This window comes from Blautia wexlerae DSM 19850 (genome assembly GCF_025148125.1).
Classification (GTDB): Bacteria; Bacillota; Clostridia; order Lachnospirales; family Lachnospiraceae; genus Blautia_A; species Blautia_A wexlerae.
The window spans coordinates 3,476,537-3,493,321 of record NZ_CP102267.1 but is presented as its reverse complement, the minus strand read 5'-3'; the positions used below and the strand labels follow the sequence as shown (position 1 = coordinate 3,493,321).

Sequence of the window (16,785 nt, the reverse complement as noted above, 5' to 3'; positions counted from 1 at the left end):
AAACTATGTTGTTCCTGACCTGATATCTGTGAATTGCAGTGAGGAACAGAATTTACAGATTATTGTGAAAGATACAGAAGGTGAAATTCATGCAGCAGGAATTATTAGATCATTTAAAGAAAATCACAGAGGAAGAGCAGAAAATCCTGGATGGAAGAGCAGAGGTGGATAAGGAGCTATACACCTCAGGCAGGGATTTCATTGTAGACAGCAGAAAGATGCTGAATGAGGGTAAGCTGATCACTGTGCGTACCCATACCCGGTTTGTTTATTTCCCTGCTCACAGACACAATTTTATTGAGGTGCTTTATGTATGCGAGGGCTCTGTCACCAATATTATAGACGGCAAGAAAGTAGTGGTTGGAAAGGGTGAGCTGCTGTTTCTTAATCAGTATACAAAACATGAGCTTCTGCCTGCGGGAGAGAGTGACATTGCTATTAATTTTATGATCCTTCCGGAATTTTTTGATGTGACTTATTCCATGGCAGGGCGAAATAATGTGCTGGCAGATTTTCTGGTAAATATTCTTCGCCAGGATGAGGAGAAGGGAGAGTATCTTTATTTCAGAGTGGCAGAGGTTCTGCAGATCCAGAATCTGTTGGAGAATATGATCTATTCTCTGGTGACAGGTAAGGGTGAGAATAACCGGATCAATCAGACAACTATGGGGCTGATTTTCCTGTATCTGGTGGATTCCGTACAGTATGTGGAAATGCGTGTGCCAAATCAGTACGAGAATATGATCTCTATGACAACCCTGGACTATATAGAACAGAAATACAAAACTGCAACTCTCACTGAGCTGTGTGAAACGCTTCATCTGCCCATGCATGTGCTAAGCAAGATGATCAAGAAAACCACAGGCTTTAATTTCAAGGAGTTGCTTCAGAGGAAACGTCTGAATAAATCCGTAGAGTTGATGTGTGACACAGATCTGGCCATCAGTGACATTATTGCAGCTGTGGGATACGAGAATAACAGTTATTTTCACCGGGTATTTAAGGAAAGATACCATATGACTCCCAGGGCATTCAGGGAGGAAAACAGGCAGCAGGCACAGGTAAGACTGTAGCGGAAGAAAAAATATTTGAATACAGGAAAAGTGAACGATAAAAAATCAGAAACGAGGTATTGTGACATGGATATAAAAGAGAAGATCAGTAAGGTAATGAAACAGGCAGTGGACCATTGTGAAGTGATGGGAGTGAATCTTCTGGTAGAAAAAGGAGGAGAAGAGCTCCTCTATTGTGAGGAGGGAATGGCTGACAGGGAAAATCGCAGATTAATTTCCAGAGATACCATATTCCGTCTCTATTCTCAGACAAAGCCGGTGACAGCAGCATGTGCTATGATTCTGATGGAAAGAGGACTTTTGGATCCGGGCGAGTTTGTATCCGAGTATCTGCCTTCCTATTCGGAATTAAAAACAGCAGATGTTCATGGAACCAGCCCTGCAAAGCAGCCTCTCAGGATCATTGACCTGCTGAATATGACATCAGGGCTGGTTTATCCGGATGATTGTACGGAGCCGGGAAAAGCAGCGGATAAGGTATTTGCAGAAGCCTGTGACCGTCTGGATACAGACAGACCTATGACTACCCGGGAACTGGCAGACAGACTGGCTCGGTGTCCACTGGCCTTTGAACCGGGAACCGGATGGAGATATGGAACCTCCGCAGATGTTCTGGGAGCTGTGATCGAAGTGATCTCAGGGAAAAAACTGTCGGAATTTATGCAGGATGAGCTCTTTGCTCCTCTGGAAATGAAGGACACTGCATTCTGGGTGCCGGCTGAAAAACAGGGACGTCTGGCAAAGGCTTATGAGACAGTCACAGCTGAGGATGGAAGTAAAAGCATGCAGCTTTATACAGGTAACAATCTGGCTGTGAGAAATGATATGGCAAAACCACCGGCATACGAGGCCGGCGGTGCAGGACTGGCGTCCACATTGGATGATTATATGAAATTTGTCAGAATGCTGAGAAATGGGGGAAGAGCAGGCAAGCGTGAGATCCTTAAGCCTGAAACTGTGCGCTATATGTGTAGTGGACAGCTCTTGCCTGTGAGACAGCAGGACTTTGACCAGTGGATCGGACTGGATGGTTTCAGCTATGGTAACCTGATGCGTGTCTGTAAAAATCCGTCACAGGCTGTTATGTTTGCCAGGGAAGGTGAATACGGCTGGGATGGATGGCTTGGCATGTATTTTGCAAATTTCCCAAAGGAAGACATGACCATTCTCATGGGTACGCAAAAAAAAGATGCAGGAACCTTTCCTCTGACCAGAAAACTGCGAAATGTAGTTATCAGTGAATATCTGGGGTGAATTTGCCTGTTTTGCAGGCATTACAGCTTGTCTAGTTATTTTAATATATGTTATACTATGAAAAAAGAGGAAAGGAGGAAAACATGAAACGATTTTTTGGGACAGATTCACCATCGTTTAGGTTTATGACAATATTGTTGGAACTTGCAGAAATCAATTTACTTTTTTTACTATGTTCTATTCCGATAGTAACTATTGGAGCTGCTTATTCAGCAATGCTGCATAGTCTATATGGAATGCATAAATATGGAGAAGGGTGTTTTTCTGTAAAGATGTTTTTTAGAGTATTTAGAAGAAGTTTGAAGCCCCTTATTCCGGCATGGTGTGTAATTGTAATATGCTATATATTATTGGGATGTAATATAAATTATATCATCAATAATACTCAAGGAATGATACGTTTTATTGGTTGTGGAGTTTATATAGTGCTGTTGCTGTTCGTATCAGGTATTATGCAGTATCTTTCAATTTTTGTGGCTCTTTCAGAAAAATGGAATCGGGATTTTCTTAAAAACAGCTTTTTGTTGACATTGGCAAAATTTCCTGTGGTTATTTTGACCTCATTATTGAGTATGTCTGTATTTATTGTAGCATTGTTTCCTGTATCTATGATGCTTAGATTACTTCCGCTGGTTATTTTATTTTGGATTGTGTGTCCTGCTTATGTTTGTGTGGGAATACATATGCGTGTATTGAAACCGCTGTTTCCGGAATTATTTGACTTTTGAGGTAACCGTTTACTTCAAAAATCAAAAGCAGCAGAAATATAAACAAAAATAAAATTATAAAAATGTATAATATGACGAAATAGTTATATTAATTGAGAAAAAAATAGAAAAATATTGACAATAAAAGGAAAGTGTGATAGCTTATTGATTAAGGAAAGGGCTTTCCTAAAGCGGAGGAATGAAAATGTCAGTAACGATTGAAGACATTGCAAATGAAGCAAAAGTTTCTATAGCTACAGTATCCAGAGTAATGAATGGTACAAAAACGGTAAGTCCCGAATTAAAAAAGCGAGTTCTTGATGCAATAGAGAGAAATCGCTTTAAACCAAATACCTTTGCGAAAGGGCTTGCTACTGATAAGTCCAATATTATTGGGGTAATAGTCAGTGACGTGTCTAATGCAGTAATTTCATCAACAATTAAGGGGATTAACAGTATTTGTCAGAAAAAAGGTTACACAGTTATGATCTGTGAATCGGATGGTGACAGTAAAAAGGAAAAAATGTTACTTGAAAGAATGCAGGAGCATAGGGCATCAGGGGTTTTACTGGCAGGGGTAAATATTGATAGCAGCCAGGTACAATGGATGTTGGAATTAGATTATCCCATTGTATTGTTTACACAAGAAGCAGCTGACAATAAGACTTTGATCAATACTGTAACTCATGATAATAAGAAAATAATTGCAGATGCAGTAGAATTTCTTATGGCAAATGGACATAAAAGAATTGCATATATCAGCGGACCACAAAACGATTATTCTTCAGGAGCACAAAGATTAAAGGCCTTTTATGAAATTACAAAGAACTTTAATCTGGACATACCAGACTCTTATGTTGTAGAGGGCGATTTTTCATATGAAAGTGGTATGAATGCGATGCAGCGTATTTATGAAGAGAGCTTGGTTCTTCCAACGGCTGTGCTTGCCTGTTGTGATATGACAGCAATTGGAGCTATTGCATGTATCAGAAAATTTGGTATGAAAGTTCCTGAAAGTCTTTCGGTAATGGGGATAGATGATACTGAGTTGGCTCAGTATGTAACTCCTTCGTTATCTACAATAAGGATTCCTTATTATGAAGAGGGAAGAAAAGCTGCAAGAGAACTGTTAATGCTGATTGAAGAAGAAAAACAGTCTACAGAGTCTCTGATTTATGTTCCGCATAAAATAATCAGAAGGTTTAGTGTTAAAAATATAGGATAAGACGATGAGCAAAGCAATATAAGCTGCTGCTTGAGAAAAAAACAGATCCTGTTTTATAACTAATTGGTTATGAAACAGGATATTTAAGAAACTATCGGGTAAGCGCTTTCCCAACATAAAACTAACCTTTTAAAAGGGGGAAGTATATAAAAACTATATATTAAGGAGGAAACAAAATGAAAAAAGCAACATTACACAAAGTTACTGCAATAGGAATGATTGCAGCACTGACAGCATCACAGTCAGCAGTTGTTTTTGCAGAAGAGGGAGATTCTTCTGACAAAATAACACTTACCTTTGCGTTTGACGAAGGTGTAGGTACTCCGACAGAAGAGGCTATCAAAGCATTCAATGAGAGTCAGGATGAAATTGAAGTCCAGTCATATCATCTTCCACAGGATGCTAATAATCTTCATGATGATTTTGTAAATAAGATGGTTGCCGGAGATACAAGTGTTGATCTTATGGCGCTTGATGTTGTGTATATTGCAGAATTTGCATCTGCCGGATGGATTGAAGCGTTAGATGATTTATATACAGAAGACGAACTTTCAGCATATTTGGATGGTACTGTGGAAGGTGCAAAATATGATGGAAAACTGTATGCAGCACCATGGTTTACGAATGCTTCTGCATTATTCTATCGTACAGATGTATTAGAGGATCTGGGAATTACAGAGGTTCCAACTACATACCAGGGTTGGATTGATGTATATGAGAAACTTGCAAAGGATTCTGGAATTGATTATGCATTCTGTTATCAGGGTGCACAGAGCGAAGCTATGGTTTGCAACTGGGTTGAATTTCTTGCATCTTTTGGAGCAAGCGTTTTAGATGAGGATGGAAAACCGGTTTGCGATTCAAAGGAAGCTGTTGAAGCAACACAGCTTATGGCAGATTATATTGGAAAGTATGCACCGGAAGGAACAACTACTTATACTGAAACAGAATCTCAGCAGGTTTTCCAGGAAGGTAAAGCTCTTACCTGCCGTACATGGTCTGGAACATGGAACACATTTAATGATCCTGAACAGTCTGATGTTGCAGGAAATGTTGGTATGACAATGCTGCCTGTATATAAAGAAGGTGATACTTCTCATAGCTGTCTTGGTGGACTTGATTTAGCTATTAACTCAAACATTGATGACAAACAGAAAGAGGCCGCAAAAACATTTATTAAATGGATGACATCTGAAGAGGAAGAAAAAGCTTTCTGCCTGAGCTCTTCTCAGCCACCTACAGTAAAAGATGTTTATACAGATGCAGATGTGCTTGAACAGATTCCGTTCTACAAAGACTTTTATTCAATTATTGAGAATGGAAAAGGACGTCCTTCCTCACCGGATTATTCATTATTATCTGATGCGATCCAGAGAAATGTTCATTCTGCATTAACAAAAGAAGAGTCTGCAGAAGATGCATTAAAGGCTCTTCAGAAAGAAGCTGAGCAACTTCAGTAATAAAAAGTTGAATTATAATTAGCTGGAAATTTACCGGATTCTGCAGTATAAAACTGCAGAATCCGATAAACAGAGATAGAGGAGAAAAATCTTGAGAACGAAAAAAATGAAATCGCAGATAAAAGAAGCAAAAACTGCCTGGGCGATGCTGACACCGGCACTTGTTGTTTTGGCACTTATCCAGGGATATCCTATACTGCGGACTTTTTGGCTGAGTTTTCATGAGATAAATCTGAAAAGGCCTCAGTCAGGATTTCCGTGGATAGGTATAAGTAATTATGCCAAAATTTTCACAGATAGCCGTGCTGGAGAAGATATTTTATTTACATTAGAATTTACTGTAGCTACAGTAGTTTTGGAATTAATAATTGGATTCGCGGCAGCGTTGGTTATGAACCGTGTATTTAAAGGCAGAGGGCTGGTTCGTGCAGCAATTCTGGTTCCGTGGGCAATACCGACTTCTGTATCTGCCATGATGTGGAAATTTATTTATAATGACCAATATGGAATGTTCAATGACATTTTATATAGACTGGGAATTATTGATGGCTATAAAGCGTGGTTGAGCACAACAAGTGGAAGCTTTATGGCTATGGTGATTACAGATGTCTGGAAAACAGCTCCATATATGGCACTTCTTTTACTTGCAGGACTTCAGGTTATTGATGAAGGATTGTATGAGGCAGCAAAAATCGATGGTGCAAATGTATTTCAGCGCTTTTTCAAGATTACACTTCCTATCGTAAAACCTTCCCTGCTGGTAGCATTGCTGTTCAGAACTCTGGATGCTTTTAGAGTATTTGACCTTGTAAGCGTATTGACCGGAGGTGCAAACGGTACTGAAAGTATTGCGATGTATGCATATAAACAGATTATGACATTCCTTGATTTTGGATATGGATCAGCACTTGCAATTTTAATTTTCTTAATTGTTTTTGGCATTAGTATGATTTATATGTGCTTCTTGAAAAAAGATTTAACAGCAGAATAGGGGATGAAAGTTATGAAGAAAAAAACACAGCGTACAGTAGGTTGGATCGCATTCTATTTATTTGTAATTATTTTTGTTATTTTGCTTCTGCTTCCATTTATCTGGCAATTTTTGACCTCAGTAAAACCTTTAAATGAAATTGCTGAAATGCCGGCAAAATGGATACCGAGTCATATTCATGGAGATTTTTATGTAAATGTATTTACAAAGCATCCGTTTGCAAGATATATGCTTAACAGCTTGATAGTGGCCACAACTGCAACACTCTTAAGCCTTCTGGTAGGAGCATCCGCTGCATATGCATTATCCAGACTTCATTTTAAGGGAAGAACAGTATTGTTAATGGTGATTCTTGGAGTATCTATGTTTCCTACTATTGCAACACTGTCTCCGTTATATTTGATTTTGAAAAATATGAATTTGTTAAATACATACAGAGGACTGATTCTGACTTATATTGGTTTTTCATTACCTATGGCTATTTGGCTGATGACTAATTTCTTCTCACAGATTGAGAGAGGATTTGAGGAAGCAGCAGCAATTGATGGTTGCAGCTATTTCCAGACATTTACTAAAATTATGCTGCCGTTAATCAAACCAGCTACATTTTCTGTTGGTTTGCTTGTGTTTATTAACTGCTGGAATGAGTATTTATATTCTCTGACATTTATGAGCAAGGATAATATGAGAACAGTCCCGGTAGGAATTGCTTTGTTCCCAAGTAATTATCAGCTTCCATGGGGAGACATGGCAGCAGCTTCTATTGTCTGCACATTACCGTTAATTGCTTTGGTGCTTATTTTCCAGAAAAATATTGTTGCCGGTTTAACAACTGGTGGTATGAAAGGTTAAATATATATATTATTGAAAAAGAGTGAGGGATAACTATGAAATATACAAGTTTAAATGAAAATTTGAAATTTAGTCGTATTATTGCAGGATGTATGCGTACTCTGGATGCAGGAATGGATGGTAATAAACTCAGAAATTTTGTGCATAATTGTATGGATATGGGAATTGATACTTTTGATCATGCACCTGTATATGGTGCAGGCGGATGTGAAAAGATTTTTGGTGATGAGGTTCTTAGAAAAGAGCCAGAACTTCGTTCTAAGATAAAAATTGTTACAAAAGCAGGAATCATTCTTCCGGGGCAGAAGGGAAATAAACATATTTTTTATGATTCTACGAAATCAAATCTTCTTGCAGAGATGGATGCTTCCCTTAATAGACTTGGAACAGATCATGTAGATTTATTACTGATTCATCGTCCGGATGTGCTTAGTAATCCGGAGGAAACTGCGGAAGCCCTTACTGAAATCGTAAAAGCAGGTAAGGCACTTAATGTTGGTGTTTCAAATTATGAACCTGCACAGTTTGAAGCTCTTCAGAAATATCTTCCATATAAGCTAGTTGCAAATCAGATGGAGTTTTCTGTTAAAGCTACCTACAATTTCTTTAATGGTGTAGTAGATAATGCGCAGATGAATAAAACAGCTCTTATGGCATGGTCACCGCTAGGTGGTGGTAGTGTGTTTAAAGGTGAAGATGAACAATCAGTACGTCTTCGTACAGTGCTTGAAACAATTGCGAAAGAACATCAGACTGATATTGATGTGGTAATGTATGCATTTGTATTAAAGCATCCGGCAGAAATTATGCCTATTACAGGAACAATGAATGTTGGCCGTGTAAAAAATGCTGTAGATGCGTTGGAATTAGATCTTACTTATGATGAATGGTATGCAATTTTGGCAGTATCCAGAGGATTTGATGTACCGTGATATGAACACTTAGAAGTTAGACAGAGGTGATTAGAAATGGGAAAAATCAGATATGGAGTGATTGGCTCAGGATGGCGTGCGGAGTTTTATATCCGTATTGCTAAAGCTGTACCGGATAAATTTGAGTTTACTGCTGTTTTAATAAGAGATAAAGAAAAAGGCAGAGCATTTAGCGAAAAATTCGGAGTTGCAGTTGTTAATTCACTGGATGAGCTTATGAAAGAGAATCCGGAGTTTGTGGTGTTGGCAATCAAACGTGGTTATGTAACAGATTATCTTCTGCAGTTATTTGAGAAAAACATACCGGTTCTTGCGGAAACTCCACCTGGAGAAAGTCAGGAAGATCTTCAGAAATTATGGAAGGCCTACGAAAAATATCAGCCAAGGATTCAGGTGGCTGAACAGTATTTTCTGCAGCCGTTATATGCATCCTGGCATAATGCGATTGAAAGAGGGCTGATTGGAAAAGTGGAGAATATTAATATTTCTTCGCTTCATGGATATCATGGGATTAGTATGATTAGATGGATGCTTGGAACAAAGGGTATTCCTTGTACTATATACGGGAAAAGATATGAGTTTTCAGTGACAGAAACATATGGCAGAGAAGGAATGGCTTTTGATGGAGATACTTTTATCTGTTCACGGGATCGTGTCACTTTGGAATTTGATAATGGACAGATAGCATTCTTTGATTTTTCTGATCCGGCCCAGTATCATTCCTTTATTCGTACAAGACAGCTGAACATTCAGGGAGAGAGAGGGGAGATTGATGATCTTACCATTCGATATCTTACTGAAGAAAATATTCCGGTAACGCAAGAGATTAATAGAATTGATCTTGGTGTTTACGGTAATCAGGAATGGTCTCATTTTGCAATTATGCTAGGAGAAGAATTTCTTTATAAGACACCTTTTGTAAATGCAAGACTGAATGATGATGAAATTGCAGTGGGAAGTCTTTTAATGGGAATGCATGAATATTTAAAAAATGGAAAAGAAATTTATTCTCTGGCAGATGCGCTGCAGGATATGTACCTTTGCCTGAAAATGGAAGAAGCAATGGCTGACGAATATAAACCGGTATATACGGAAAAACAGCCATGGAATTCTTTTCTGACAATGTAGATATGGGGGGAGACTATGACTACTGACAGTTGTAGTTTCCCCTTAATCAGTAATTTGTTTTTTACAGGAAGAGTTGGTTATAAGTAAAGTAATAGTATTTGAATGATAGGGAGAATGTGTAATGCATAATAAACTGTTAGAATTGAGTATGAATAATTTGGCAGATGAAGATGGGGATATTTTACATATTCCACATGGGGATATGCCAGGAGATAAAATAAATATTGAAAAATCTCACATAGAAAAGGCAAAAGTGATTTTTCCTGAATTAATAAAAAAAGTAAAAGAATGTGCAACAACAAATTCAAAAGTGGTAATAACAGTTTGTGGCGGTTCTGGTGTTGGAAAATCTGAGATCGCTTCATTACTTGCACATTATTTTGAGAATATGGGAGTTGGATGTTATACATTATCTGGGGACAATTATCCGCACAGAATTCCTGTATATAATGATGCAGAACGTTTGAGAATATTCAGGGAAAGTGCCATCAGAGGGATGATCACAGATGGTGAATATTCTTTTGAAAGATTTAATATTATCCATCAGTATCAGTTGGAAAATAAAGATTCTGAGCCAAAGAATATAGTTAAATATCCATGGTATGAAAGTTATATCAGAAATGGAGCTATGGGATTACAGGGATATTTGGGAACAGAAAAAGAAATTAATTTTTTTGAAATTCAGAATATCGTAAAAGAATTTAAAAGTGGAGCAGAAAAAATATGGCTGAAGCGTATGGGAAGAGAAGATACAGAACTTTGGTATGAAGAAGTGGATTTTTCAGAAAAGGATATCCTGATTATTGAATGGACACATGGAAACAGTAAAAATTATACAGGAGTGGATATACCTGTATTGTTGAATAGTACGCCGAAAGAAACGTTAGCTCACAGAAGAAGCAGAAACAGAGATGGAGCAGTAGATAGTCCGTTTACTACATTAGTGCTTGCGCTGGAACAGAAACTGTTGAGAAGGGATGCACATAAAGCTCAGATTATCCTTTCGAAAAATGGAGAAATACTGACATATGAAGAATATACAAAACTGATGGATGAGGAGGAAAGTTGTGATGAAAATCAGTAAAATGGATATGAGTCCAATGCTGAATGCTTATCCGGACAGTGTGGAAAATAATATAGAAGGAATGCTTGGATTTTTGCAGAAAGAAGAAGCACAGGATATTTTTGGAAGCTTTTATATTTTGCCAAGTATATTTAATACAGATTTAGACAGAGGATTCTCAATTATTGATTATAATCTTAATGAGATATACGCAACAGAGAACGACTTGGATAAGCTGAAAGAGTTAGGAATCAATTTGAAATTTGATTTTGTGTTGAATCATGCATCTGTTTTATCAAAGCAATTTCAGGACATTATCAAAAAGGGACAGGAGTCTGAATATAAGGACTTTTTTATTAACTGGAATAAATTCTGGGAAGGGAAGGGTGAAATGACAGAAGAGGGATATATTCAGCCATATCCGGAATTAATCCAGAAAATGTTTTTCAGAAAACCGGGATTGCCGATCCTGATGGTAAGAATGCCGAATGGGGAGAATGTTCCGTATTGGAATACTTTTTATCAGGAAGTAAGATATGATAAGGTTCAGGAACAGGATTTAATGCAGGCTCTTCAGCTTCAGTATCTTACAGCTCTGGAAATTGCAAAAATGGTAAATGATCAGCTCGAAAAGGGAGTTATTCCTGCTAATGTTGAATTAGGAAGATTTGAAAAGTATAAAAAACAGGTTGTGGAATATGTAGAATCACACAGAAAATATCTTGGACAAATGGATTTAAACATTAAATCTCCACTTGTGTGGGAATACTATGATGATACTTTGCGCACGTTGGCAGAATATGGAGCGAAAATAGTCCGTTTGGATGCGTTTGCATATGCACCGAAGGAACCTGGTGAAAAGAATTTCCTGAATGAGCCGGGAACATGGAATCTGCTGGAACGGATTCAGCAATTAGCTGATAAATATGAATTAACATTGCTTCCGGAAATCCATTCCAGTTATGAAGAAAAAACGTATGAAATTTTATCTCAAAAGGGGTATATGGCATATGATTTCTTCCTTCCTGGATTGATAATAGATGCATTTGAAGAACAGAGTGGAGAAATGCTTGAAAAGTGGGCACAGGAAATTCTGGACAAACAGATTAACGTTGTGAATATGCTTGGATGTCATGATGGAATACCTTTATTAGATCTGAAGGGCTTAATAAAAGATGAGCAGATACAAGGGCTGATTGATACTGTTGTTGGACGAGGCGGGTTTGTTAAAAACCTTCATGGACAGAAAAATGTGTACTATCAGGTAAATGCTACTTATTATAGTGCTCTGGGAGAAGATGACAGGAAAATGCTGATTGCAAGGGCGGTTCAGTTGTTTATGCCAGGAAAACCTCAGGTATGGTATCTTGATCTTTTTGCAGGAAAAAATGATTATGAAGCTGTCAGAAGAGCTGGGGCAGGTGGACATAAAGAAATTAACAGAACGAATCTTTCTATGGAAGATATAGAAGAAGCGTTAAAAAAAGATGTAGTAATGACACAATTGAAATTGCTCCGGTTCCGCAAAAATTTTCCGGCATTTGAAAAAATGAATAATATTAAGATTCAGGCTGTTGGAAGTACTATTTGCTTTACTTGGGAAAATGAAGGTTACATTGCAAGATTGAATGCGGATTTCCGTACATATAAATTTAAGGTAGAGGGAATTGAGCCACAGGGAGATACAGTTTTTAATTTGGAGAACTAATGACCAGAATGTGAAGACAAATGATTGTCTCTTTTGAGAGATACAGGCTCTGATTTTTGATCGTACACTTGCTTCCGGGATTACTTTTTCCCGGAAGCAGGTGTTTTTACTGGCTGTACAGTGGGAATGTATGTACATTCTGAACAGGAACAGAGTACAGGCTGTGCGCAGTTTTGCAGATTTACGGTAAAGTAACAGCGTTACATAAAATCATTCGGATGGTTTCGGCAATTAGTTGTTCTGCCCTTGCGTTTATGTTAAGATAAAAGCAAGTAGCGAAGCGGATTGCGAACATCTGCTTGACTTATAATTAAGCGGCAGGAGCTGAGGGGGCAGAACAGTGAAAAGTACGGAACGATTAATTTTTCATATTGATGTAAACAGTGCATTTCTTTCCTGGGAATCAGCCAGAAGGGTGAGCCAGGGGTTGCCGGATCTCAGAGAAATTCCTTCCTGTGTAGGAGGAGATCCAAAGAAACGGACAGGTATCGTGGTTGCCAAATCTATCCCTGCAAAAAAATACGGGATCCAGACCGGCGAGCCAGTAGCCATGGCTCTTCGGAAATGTCCCAATCTGGTGATCGTTCCCAGTGATTTTGAATTATACGATAAATGTTCCAGGGCATTTAAAGCAATCTGTGCTTCCTTTGCACCTGTGATGGAATCTTTTTCCATTGATGAGGTATTTCTGGATATGACAGGTACTTCTCTGATCTATCCTGACCCTGTAGCTGCTGCTCATGAGCTGAAAGGCAAGATTCACAGAGAGCTGGGATTTACGGTAAATGTAGGAATTTCTACCAATAAGCTTTTGGCAAAGATGGCATCAGATTTTCAAAAGCCGGACAGAGTACACACTCTGTTCCCGGATGAAATTCCAGAGAAAATGTGGCCTCTTCCTATCCGTAATCTGCTGTTTCTGGGAAAAGCTTCCGAGCAGAAGCTTCTGAATCAGGGGATCCGTACCATCGGTGATCTGGCAAGAGAAAGAGCATCCAATGTGCAGTACTGGCTTGGGGAAAAAACGGGACATCAGCTATGGCAATATGCCAGAGGTATTGATGATTCCCCTGTAAAAGCAGTGCCTGATGAGGCAAAAGGTTTCAGTGTGGAAACTACTTTTAACGATGATATTACTTCCATAGAGCAGGTGTTTCCCATACTTTTGGAGCAGTGTGATGTTCTGGCAACCAGAATGCGCAGAAAAGATAAGAAATGCAACTGTATTTCCGTGACTTTCCGTACTTTGGATTTCAGAAACCGTTCACACCAGACAAAGCTGGAAAATGCTACAGATCTTACAGATGAAATTTATATAAATGCTACAAGACTTTTTAAAGAATTCTGGAAAGGACAGCCGCTACGTCTGATTGGTATGGCACTGACAGGCCTTACAGACGGCACTTATGAACAGATGTCTCTGTTTGAAGATACAGAAAATAAAGAACGCCGCAGAAAGCTGGATGCAGCTATGGATGAGATTCGGATGAAATTTGGAAATGATAAGATCACCCGCGCCAGTATTATGAACAGCAATGCAAGGATTGGGCGAAAAGCGAAAGCACAGATGAAAAACGAAAAGACAGAAGAACAGTAAGTAAAGGGAGGACTGAGCATTAAGAATAATGCGACAATCCTCCCTTTATAAAAATTTCAGAAAAAGTTTCATCGTTCCATCATGCTGATGGATTCAATTCCTACACTTCCACCACGTACTACTTCGATTCTGTGGAATTCTTCCTTGATCAGTTTGACAACTGCATCATTCTTGGTGGCTGTCTGGACAAATTCCAGGAGTAGGCTGTCTTTGCCATAGTCAATGACTTTTGCCTTGAAGGTTTCTGCAATTTGAAACAGCTCTGCTTTATCTTCCCTGGAGCAGTTGAAAACCTTGATGTAGAGAATTTCTTTCATTCTGACAAATACATCTGTGAAGTCGATTACCTTGATAACCTCGATCATGCGGTTTAACTGTTTTTTGATCTGTTCAAAAGTTTCATCATCACTGACTGTTGCGATAGTCATTCGGGATACTGTAGGGTCTTCTGTTGTTCCTACTGTAAGACTGTCCAGGTTATAACATTTTCCGGAGAAAAGTCCGGAGATTTTGGACAGAACACCTACCTGGTTCTCAACATAGAGAGAAATCCATCTTTTTTTCATTCCTTTATCCATAATAATTTTCCTCCTGATCAACAGTCCATAATCATATCTTCCAGAGTTCCGCCTGGTTTGATCATAGGATAAACCATTTCCTCAGGGTCAATGATGAATTCAATTACTGTAGGTGCCTTTGTGTTCTTTTTTGCTTCCTCGAAGGCTGCTGCAATTTCCTCTTTCTTTGTGACACGGATTCCTTTTGCCCTGTAGCTCTCTGCAAGTCTGATGAAATCCGGTGTGTACTGTGGATATTCCATGCCTTCAGTGCGGCGGGAAAGTGCTCCTGCGCGCAGATTGGTCATAGCATAGCGTTTGCCGTAGAAAAGCTTCTGCCACTGGCGTACCATTCCAAGGTATTCATTGTTAAAGATGCACAGGATAACAGGAAGTTCTTCCAGAACTGCAGTTGCAAGCTCCTGAATGTTCATCTGCACACCGCCGTCACCGGAGATAACGATGACAGGTCTGGCGGGATTTCCGATTTTGGCTCCGATGCCGCCTGGAAGACCATAGCCCATTGTTCCCAGACCACCGGACATGATCATCTGTTTGCCCTCTGTGATTTCCGCATACTGGGAGACAAGCATCTGATGCTGTCCTACATCTGTTACGATAATACTGTTCTCAAACTGTTCGTTGATCTCTTTCAGGATATCCATCGGACTTAAAAGATCATTTGGACGCATTTTAAGCGGATGCTCTTCTTTCCAGTTTTTGATCAGGTTAAGCCACTTGTCCGTTGAACATTCCTGGACGTATTCGTTCATTTTGGTGATAGCCTCTTTTGCATCAGCAACAATGGGGATATCCACCTGAATGTTTCGGGAAATGGATGCTGTATCAATATCAATGTGGATAATCTGGGCATGTGGTGCAAATTCATGAAGTTTTCCGGTGATTCTGTCATTGAATCTGGTTCCGATGGAGAACAGCACATCGCAGTTGCTGACAGCCATATTTGCTGCATAGGCACCATGCATGCCGAGGTTTCCGATATAAAGCGGATGGTCAGTAGGAATGGAACCTTTGCCCATTACGGTTGTGACAACCGGAACTTTTGTCTTTTCCACTACTTCCCGGAAAATTTCATGGGCGCGGGAGATTACTACACCGCCGCCTGCCAGGAATAAGGGACGTTTTGCTTTATTTAAAAGTTTGATGGCACGTTTGAGCTGGCCGATGTGGACATCTGTGTTGGGCTTGTATCCGCGGATATTTACATTTTTAGGATATTCAGCGCTGCCGAGTTCTGCCATTACGTCCTTTGGAAGGTCGATAAGGACAGGTCCCGGACGGCCGGTGCGGGCAATGTAGAAGGCTTCTTTGATGATACGTCCCAGGTCTTCACGTCTGCGGACAGTAACGCCGTATTTGGTGATGCTTCTGGTGATTCCTACGATGTCTACTTCCTGAAATGCATCGTTGCCGATGAGGTGGCGGGCTACCTGGCCGGTGAAGCATACAAGAGGTACGCTGTCATAGTTGGCGGTTGCAAGTCCTGTTACAAGGTTGGTTGCTCCGGGACCGCTGGTTACCAGACATACGCCGACTTTGCCGGTGGTTCTGGCGTAGGCGTCGGCTTCGTGGACAAGGGCCTGTTCGTGACGGGGGAGGATGATTTTGACATCGTCCTGTTTGTAGAGTTCATCACTGATGTCGATGGTACAGGCTCCGGGGTAGCCGAAGAGGTATTCTACGCCTTCTTCTTTTAAGGCTTTGACTAAGAGTTTGTTGCCGGATATTTGTTTCATATTTTGGTAAACCTCCTTTGTGTATGTGTATAGGACGCTCAGAAATTTATTTGTTTGGTGTGCGGTTTCGGAGCCTAGTAGATCTAAGTGTCTGAAAATCTGCTAAAAGCGTTCAGAAAAATCTCAAACTCGCTGCGCTCAGACAGTGAGATTTTTCTGAACAACGCAGATTTCCAGGCACTAAGATCTACACGACTCCTGCAAATGCACACCAAACAAATAAATTTCTGAGCTGTGTATTGGCTGATACAGGGGCAGAATGGCGCTGCGCTGATTCTGCTGAGAACGCTGTAAAGCAGCTCCCACAATTCTGAATATAGTAAAAAACGCCCTGGGCTTGTTTGCCCAGGGCGAAAATGTTTCCGCGGTACCACCTGTATTCAGAGTCTGGCTCTGCACTTTGTCAGTACTGATATACTGTGTTCCTGTAACGTGGAACTGACGTTGAAGCCTACTTGGCATGTCTGTCTGGATCTATGGA

Annotated in this window: 15 protein-coding genes and 1 other annotated feature (1 of these 16 running past the window's edge); of the genes, 13 read left to right on the top strand and 2 right to left on the bottom strand. The window is 39.7% G+C overall.

Annotated features, from left to right (window positions below):
• Nucleotides 1-89 precede the first annotated feature (89 nt).
• From NQ550_RS16265 to NQ550_RS16210, 13 genes are all read left to right on the top strand, one after another.
• A complete protein-coding gene (locus tag NQ550_RS16265) occupies nucleotides 90-1,073 on the top strand; it encodes an AraC family transcriptional regulator (protein WP_025577575.1) in 984 nt (327 codons plus the stop codon).
• Nucleotides 1,074-1,103: 30 nt separating this feature from the next.
• Nucleotides 1,104-2,327, top strand: a complete 1,224-nt coding sequence (locus tag NQ550_RS16260; RefSeq protein WP_259838081.1) for a serine hydrolase domain-containing protein — start codon at nucleotides 1,104-1,106, stop codon at nucleotides 2,325-2,327.
• Nucleotides 2,328-2,410: 83 nt separating this feature from the next.
• Entirely contained in the window at nucleotides 2,411-3,055 is a 645-nt protein-coding gene (locus tag NQ550_RS16255; RefSeq protein WP_025577570.1) for a DUF624 domain-containing protein, read from the top strand.
• A gap of 178 nt (nucleotides 3,056-3,233) precedes the next feature.
• Nucleotides 3,234-4,259 (top strand): LacI family DNA-binding transcriptional regulator, encoded by a 1,026-nt coding sequence (locus tag NQ550_RS16250; protein WP_081703186.1) that lies wholly within the window; start codon nucleotides 3,234-3,236, stop codon nucleotides 4,257-4,259.
• A 176-nt stretch (nucleotides 4,260-4,435) separates the two neighbouring features.
• Complete coding sequence (locus NQ550_RS16245) at nucleotides 4,436-5,719, top strand: ABC transporter substrate-binding protein (protein WP_025577567.1); 1,284 nt, start codon at nucleotides 4,436-4,438, stop codon at nucleotides 5,717-5,719.
• A 91-nt stretch (nucleotides 5,720-5,810) separates the two neighbouring features.
• A complete protein-coding gene (locus tag NQ550_RS16240; RefSeq protein ID WP_025577566.1) occupies nucleotides 5,811-6,710 on the top strand; it encodes a carbohydrate ABC transporter permease in 900 nt (299 codons plus the stop codon).
• Nucleotides 6,711-6,722: 12 nt separating this feature from the next.
• Nucleotides 6,723-7,562 carry a carbohydrate ABC transporter permease gene (locus tag NQ550_RS16235; protein ID WP_025577564.1) on the top strand — a complete coding sequence of 280 codons (840 nt, stop codon included), beginning with the start codon at nucleotides 6,723-6,725 and terminating at the stop codon, nucleotides 7,560-7,562.
• Between the two features lie 35 nt (nucleotides 7,563-7,597).
• Complete coding sequence (locus tag NQ550_RS16230) at nucleotides 7,598-8,494, top strand: aldo/keto reductase (protein WP_025577562.1); 897 nt, start codon at nucleotides 7,598-7,600, stop codon at nucleotides 8,492-8,494.
• Nucleotides 8,495-8,530: 36 nt separating this feature from the next.
• Nucleotides 8,531-9,622 (top strand): Gfo/Idh/MocA family protein, encoded by a 1,092-nt coding sequence (locus tag NQ550_RS16225; RefSeq protein WP_025577560.1) that lies wholly within the window; start codon nucleotides 8,531-8,533, stop codon nucleotides 9,620-9,622.
• Nucleotides 9,623-9,743: 121 nt separating this feature from the next.
• On the top strand, nucleotides 9,744-10,706 hold the full coding sequence (locus NQ550_RS16220; RefSeq protein WP_242833531.1) for a zeta toxin family protein: 963 nt from the start codon (nucleotides 9,744-9,746) through the stop codon (nucleotides 10,704-10,706).
• Nucleotides 10,693-12,393 carry an alpha-amylase family glycosyl hydrolase gene (locus NQ550_RS16215; protein ID WP_025577556.1) on the top strand — a complete coding sequence of 567 codons (1,701 nt, stop codon included), beginning with the start codon at nucleotides 10,693-10,695 and terminating at the stop codon, nucleotides 12,391-12,393. Before NQ550_RS16220 ends, NQ550_RS16215 begins: the two co-directional genes overlap by 14 nt.
• A 126-nt stretch (nucleotides 12,394-12,519) precedes the next feature.
• The gene (locus tag NQ550_RS22950) at nucleotides 12,520-12,588 is read left to right on the top strand and encodes a hypothetical protein (RefSeq protein ID WP_326929118.1); all 69 of its coding nucleotides are present in this window, start codon (nucleotides 12,520-12,522) and stop codon (nucleotides 12,586-12,588) included.
• 145 nt (nucleotides 12,589-12,733) lie between these two features.
• Nucleotides 12,734-13,990 carry a DNA polymerase Y family protein gene (locus NQ550_RS16210; protein ID WP_025577554.1) on the top strand — a complete coding sequence of 419 codons (1,257 nt, stop codon included), beginning with the start codon at nucleotides 12,734-12,736 and terminating at the stop codon, nucleotides 13,988-13,990.
• 68 nt (nucleotides 13,991-14,058) lie between these two features.
• Here NQ550_RS16210 and ilvN read toward each other — a convergent pair whose 3' ends face one another.
• Nucleotides 14,059-14,568: an acetolactate synthase small subunit gene (gene ilvN / locus NQ550_RS16205; RefSeq protein ID WP_025577552.1), complete on the bottom strand. Its 510-nt coding sequence runs from the start codon at nucleotides 14,566-14,568 to the stop codon at nucleotides 14,059-14,061.
• Between the two features lie 17 nt (nucleotides 14,569-14,585).
• Entirely contained in the window at nucleotides 14,586-16,304 is a 1,719-nt protein-coding gene (gene ilvB / locus NQ550_RS16200; RefSeq protein ID WP_025577550.1) for a biosynthetic-type acetolactate synthase large subunit, read from the bottom strand.
• A 343-nt stretch (nucleotides 16,305-16,647) separates the two neighbouring features.
• Nucleotides 16,648-16,785: a binding site (T-box leader), on the bottom strand; it runs 132 nt beyond the window's last position.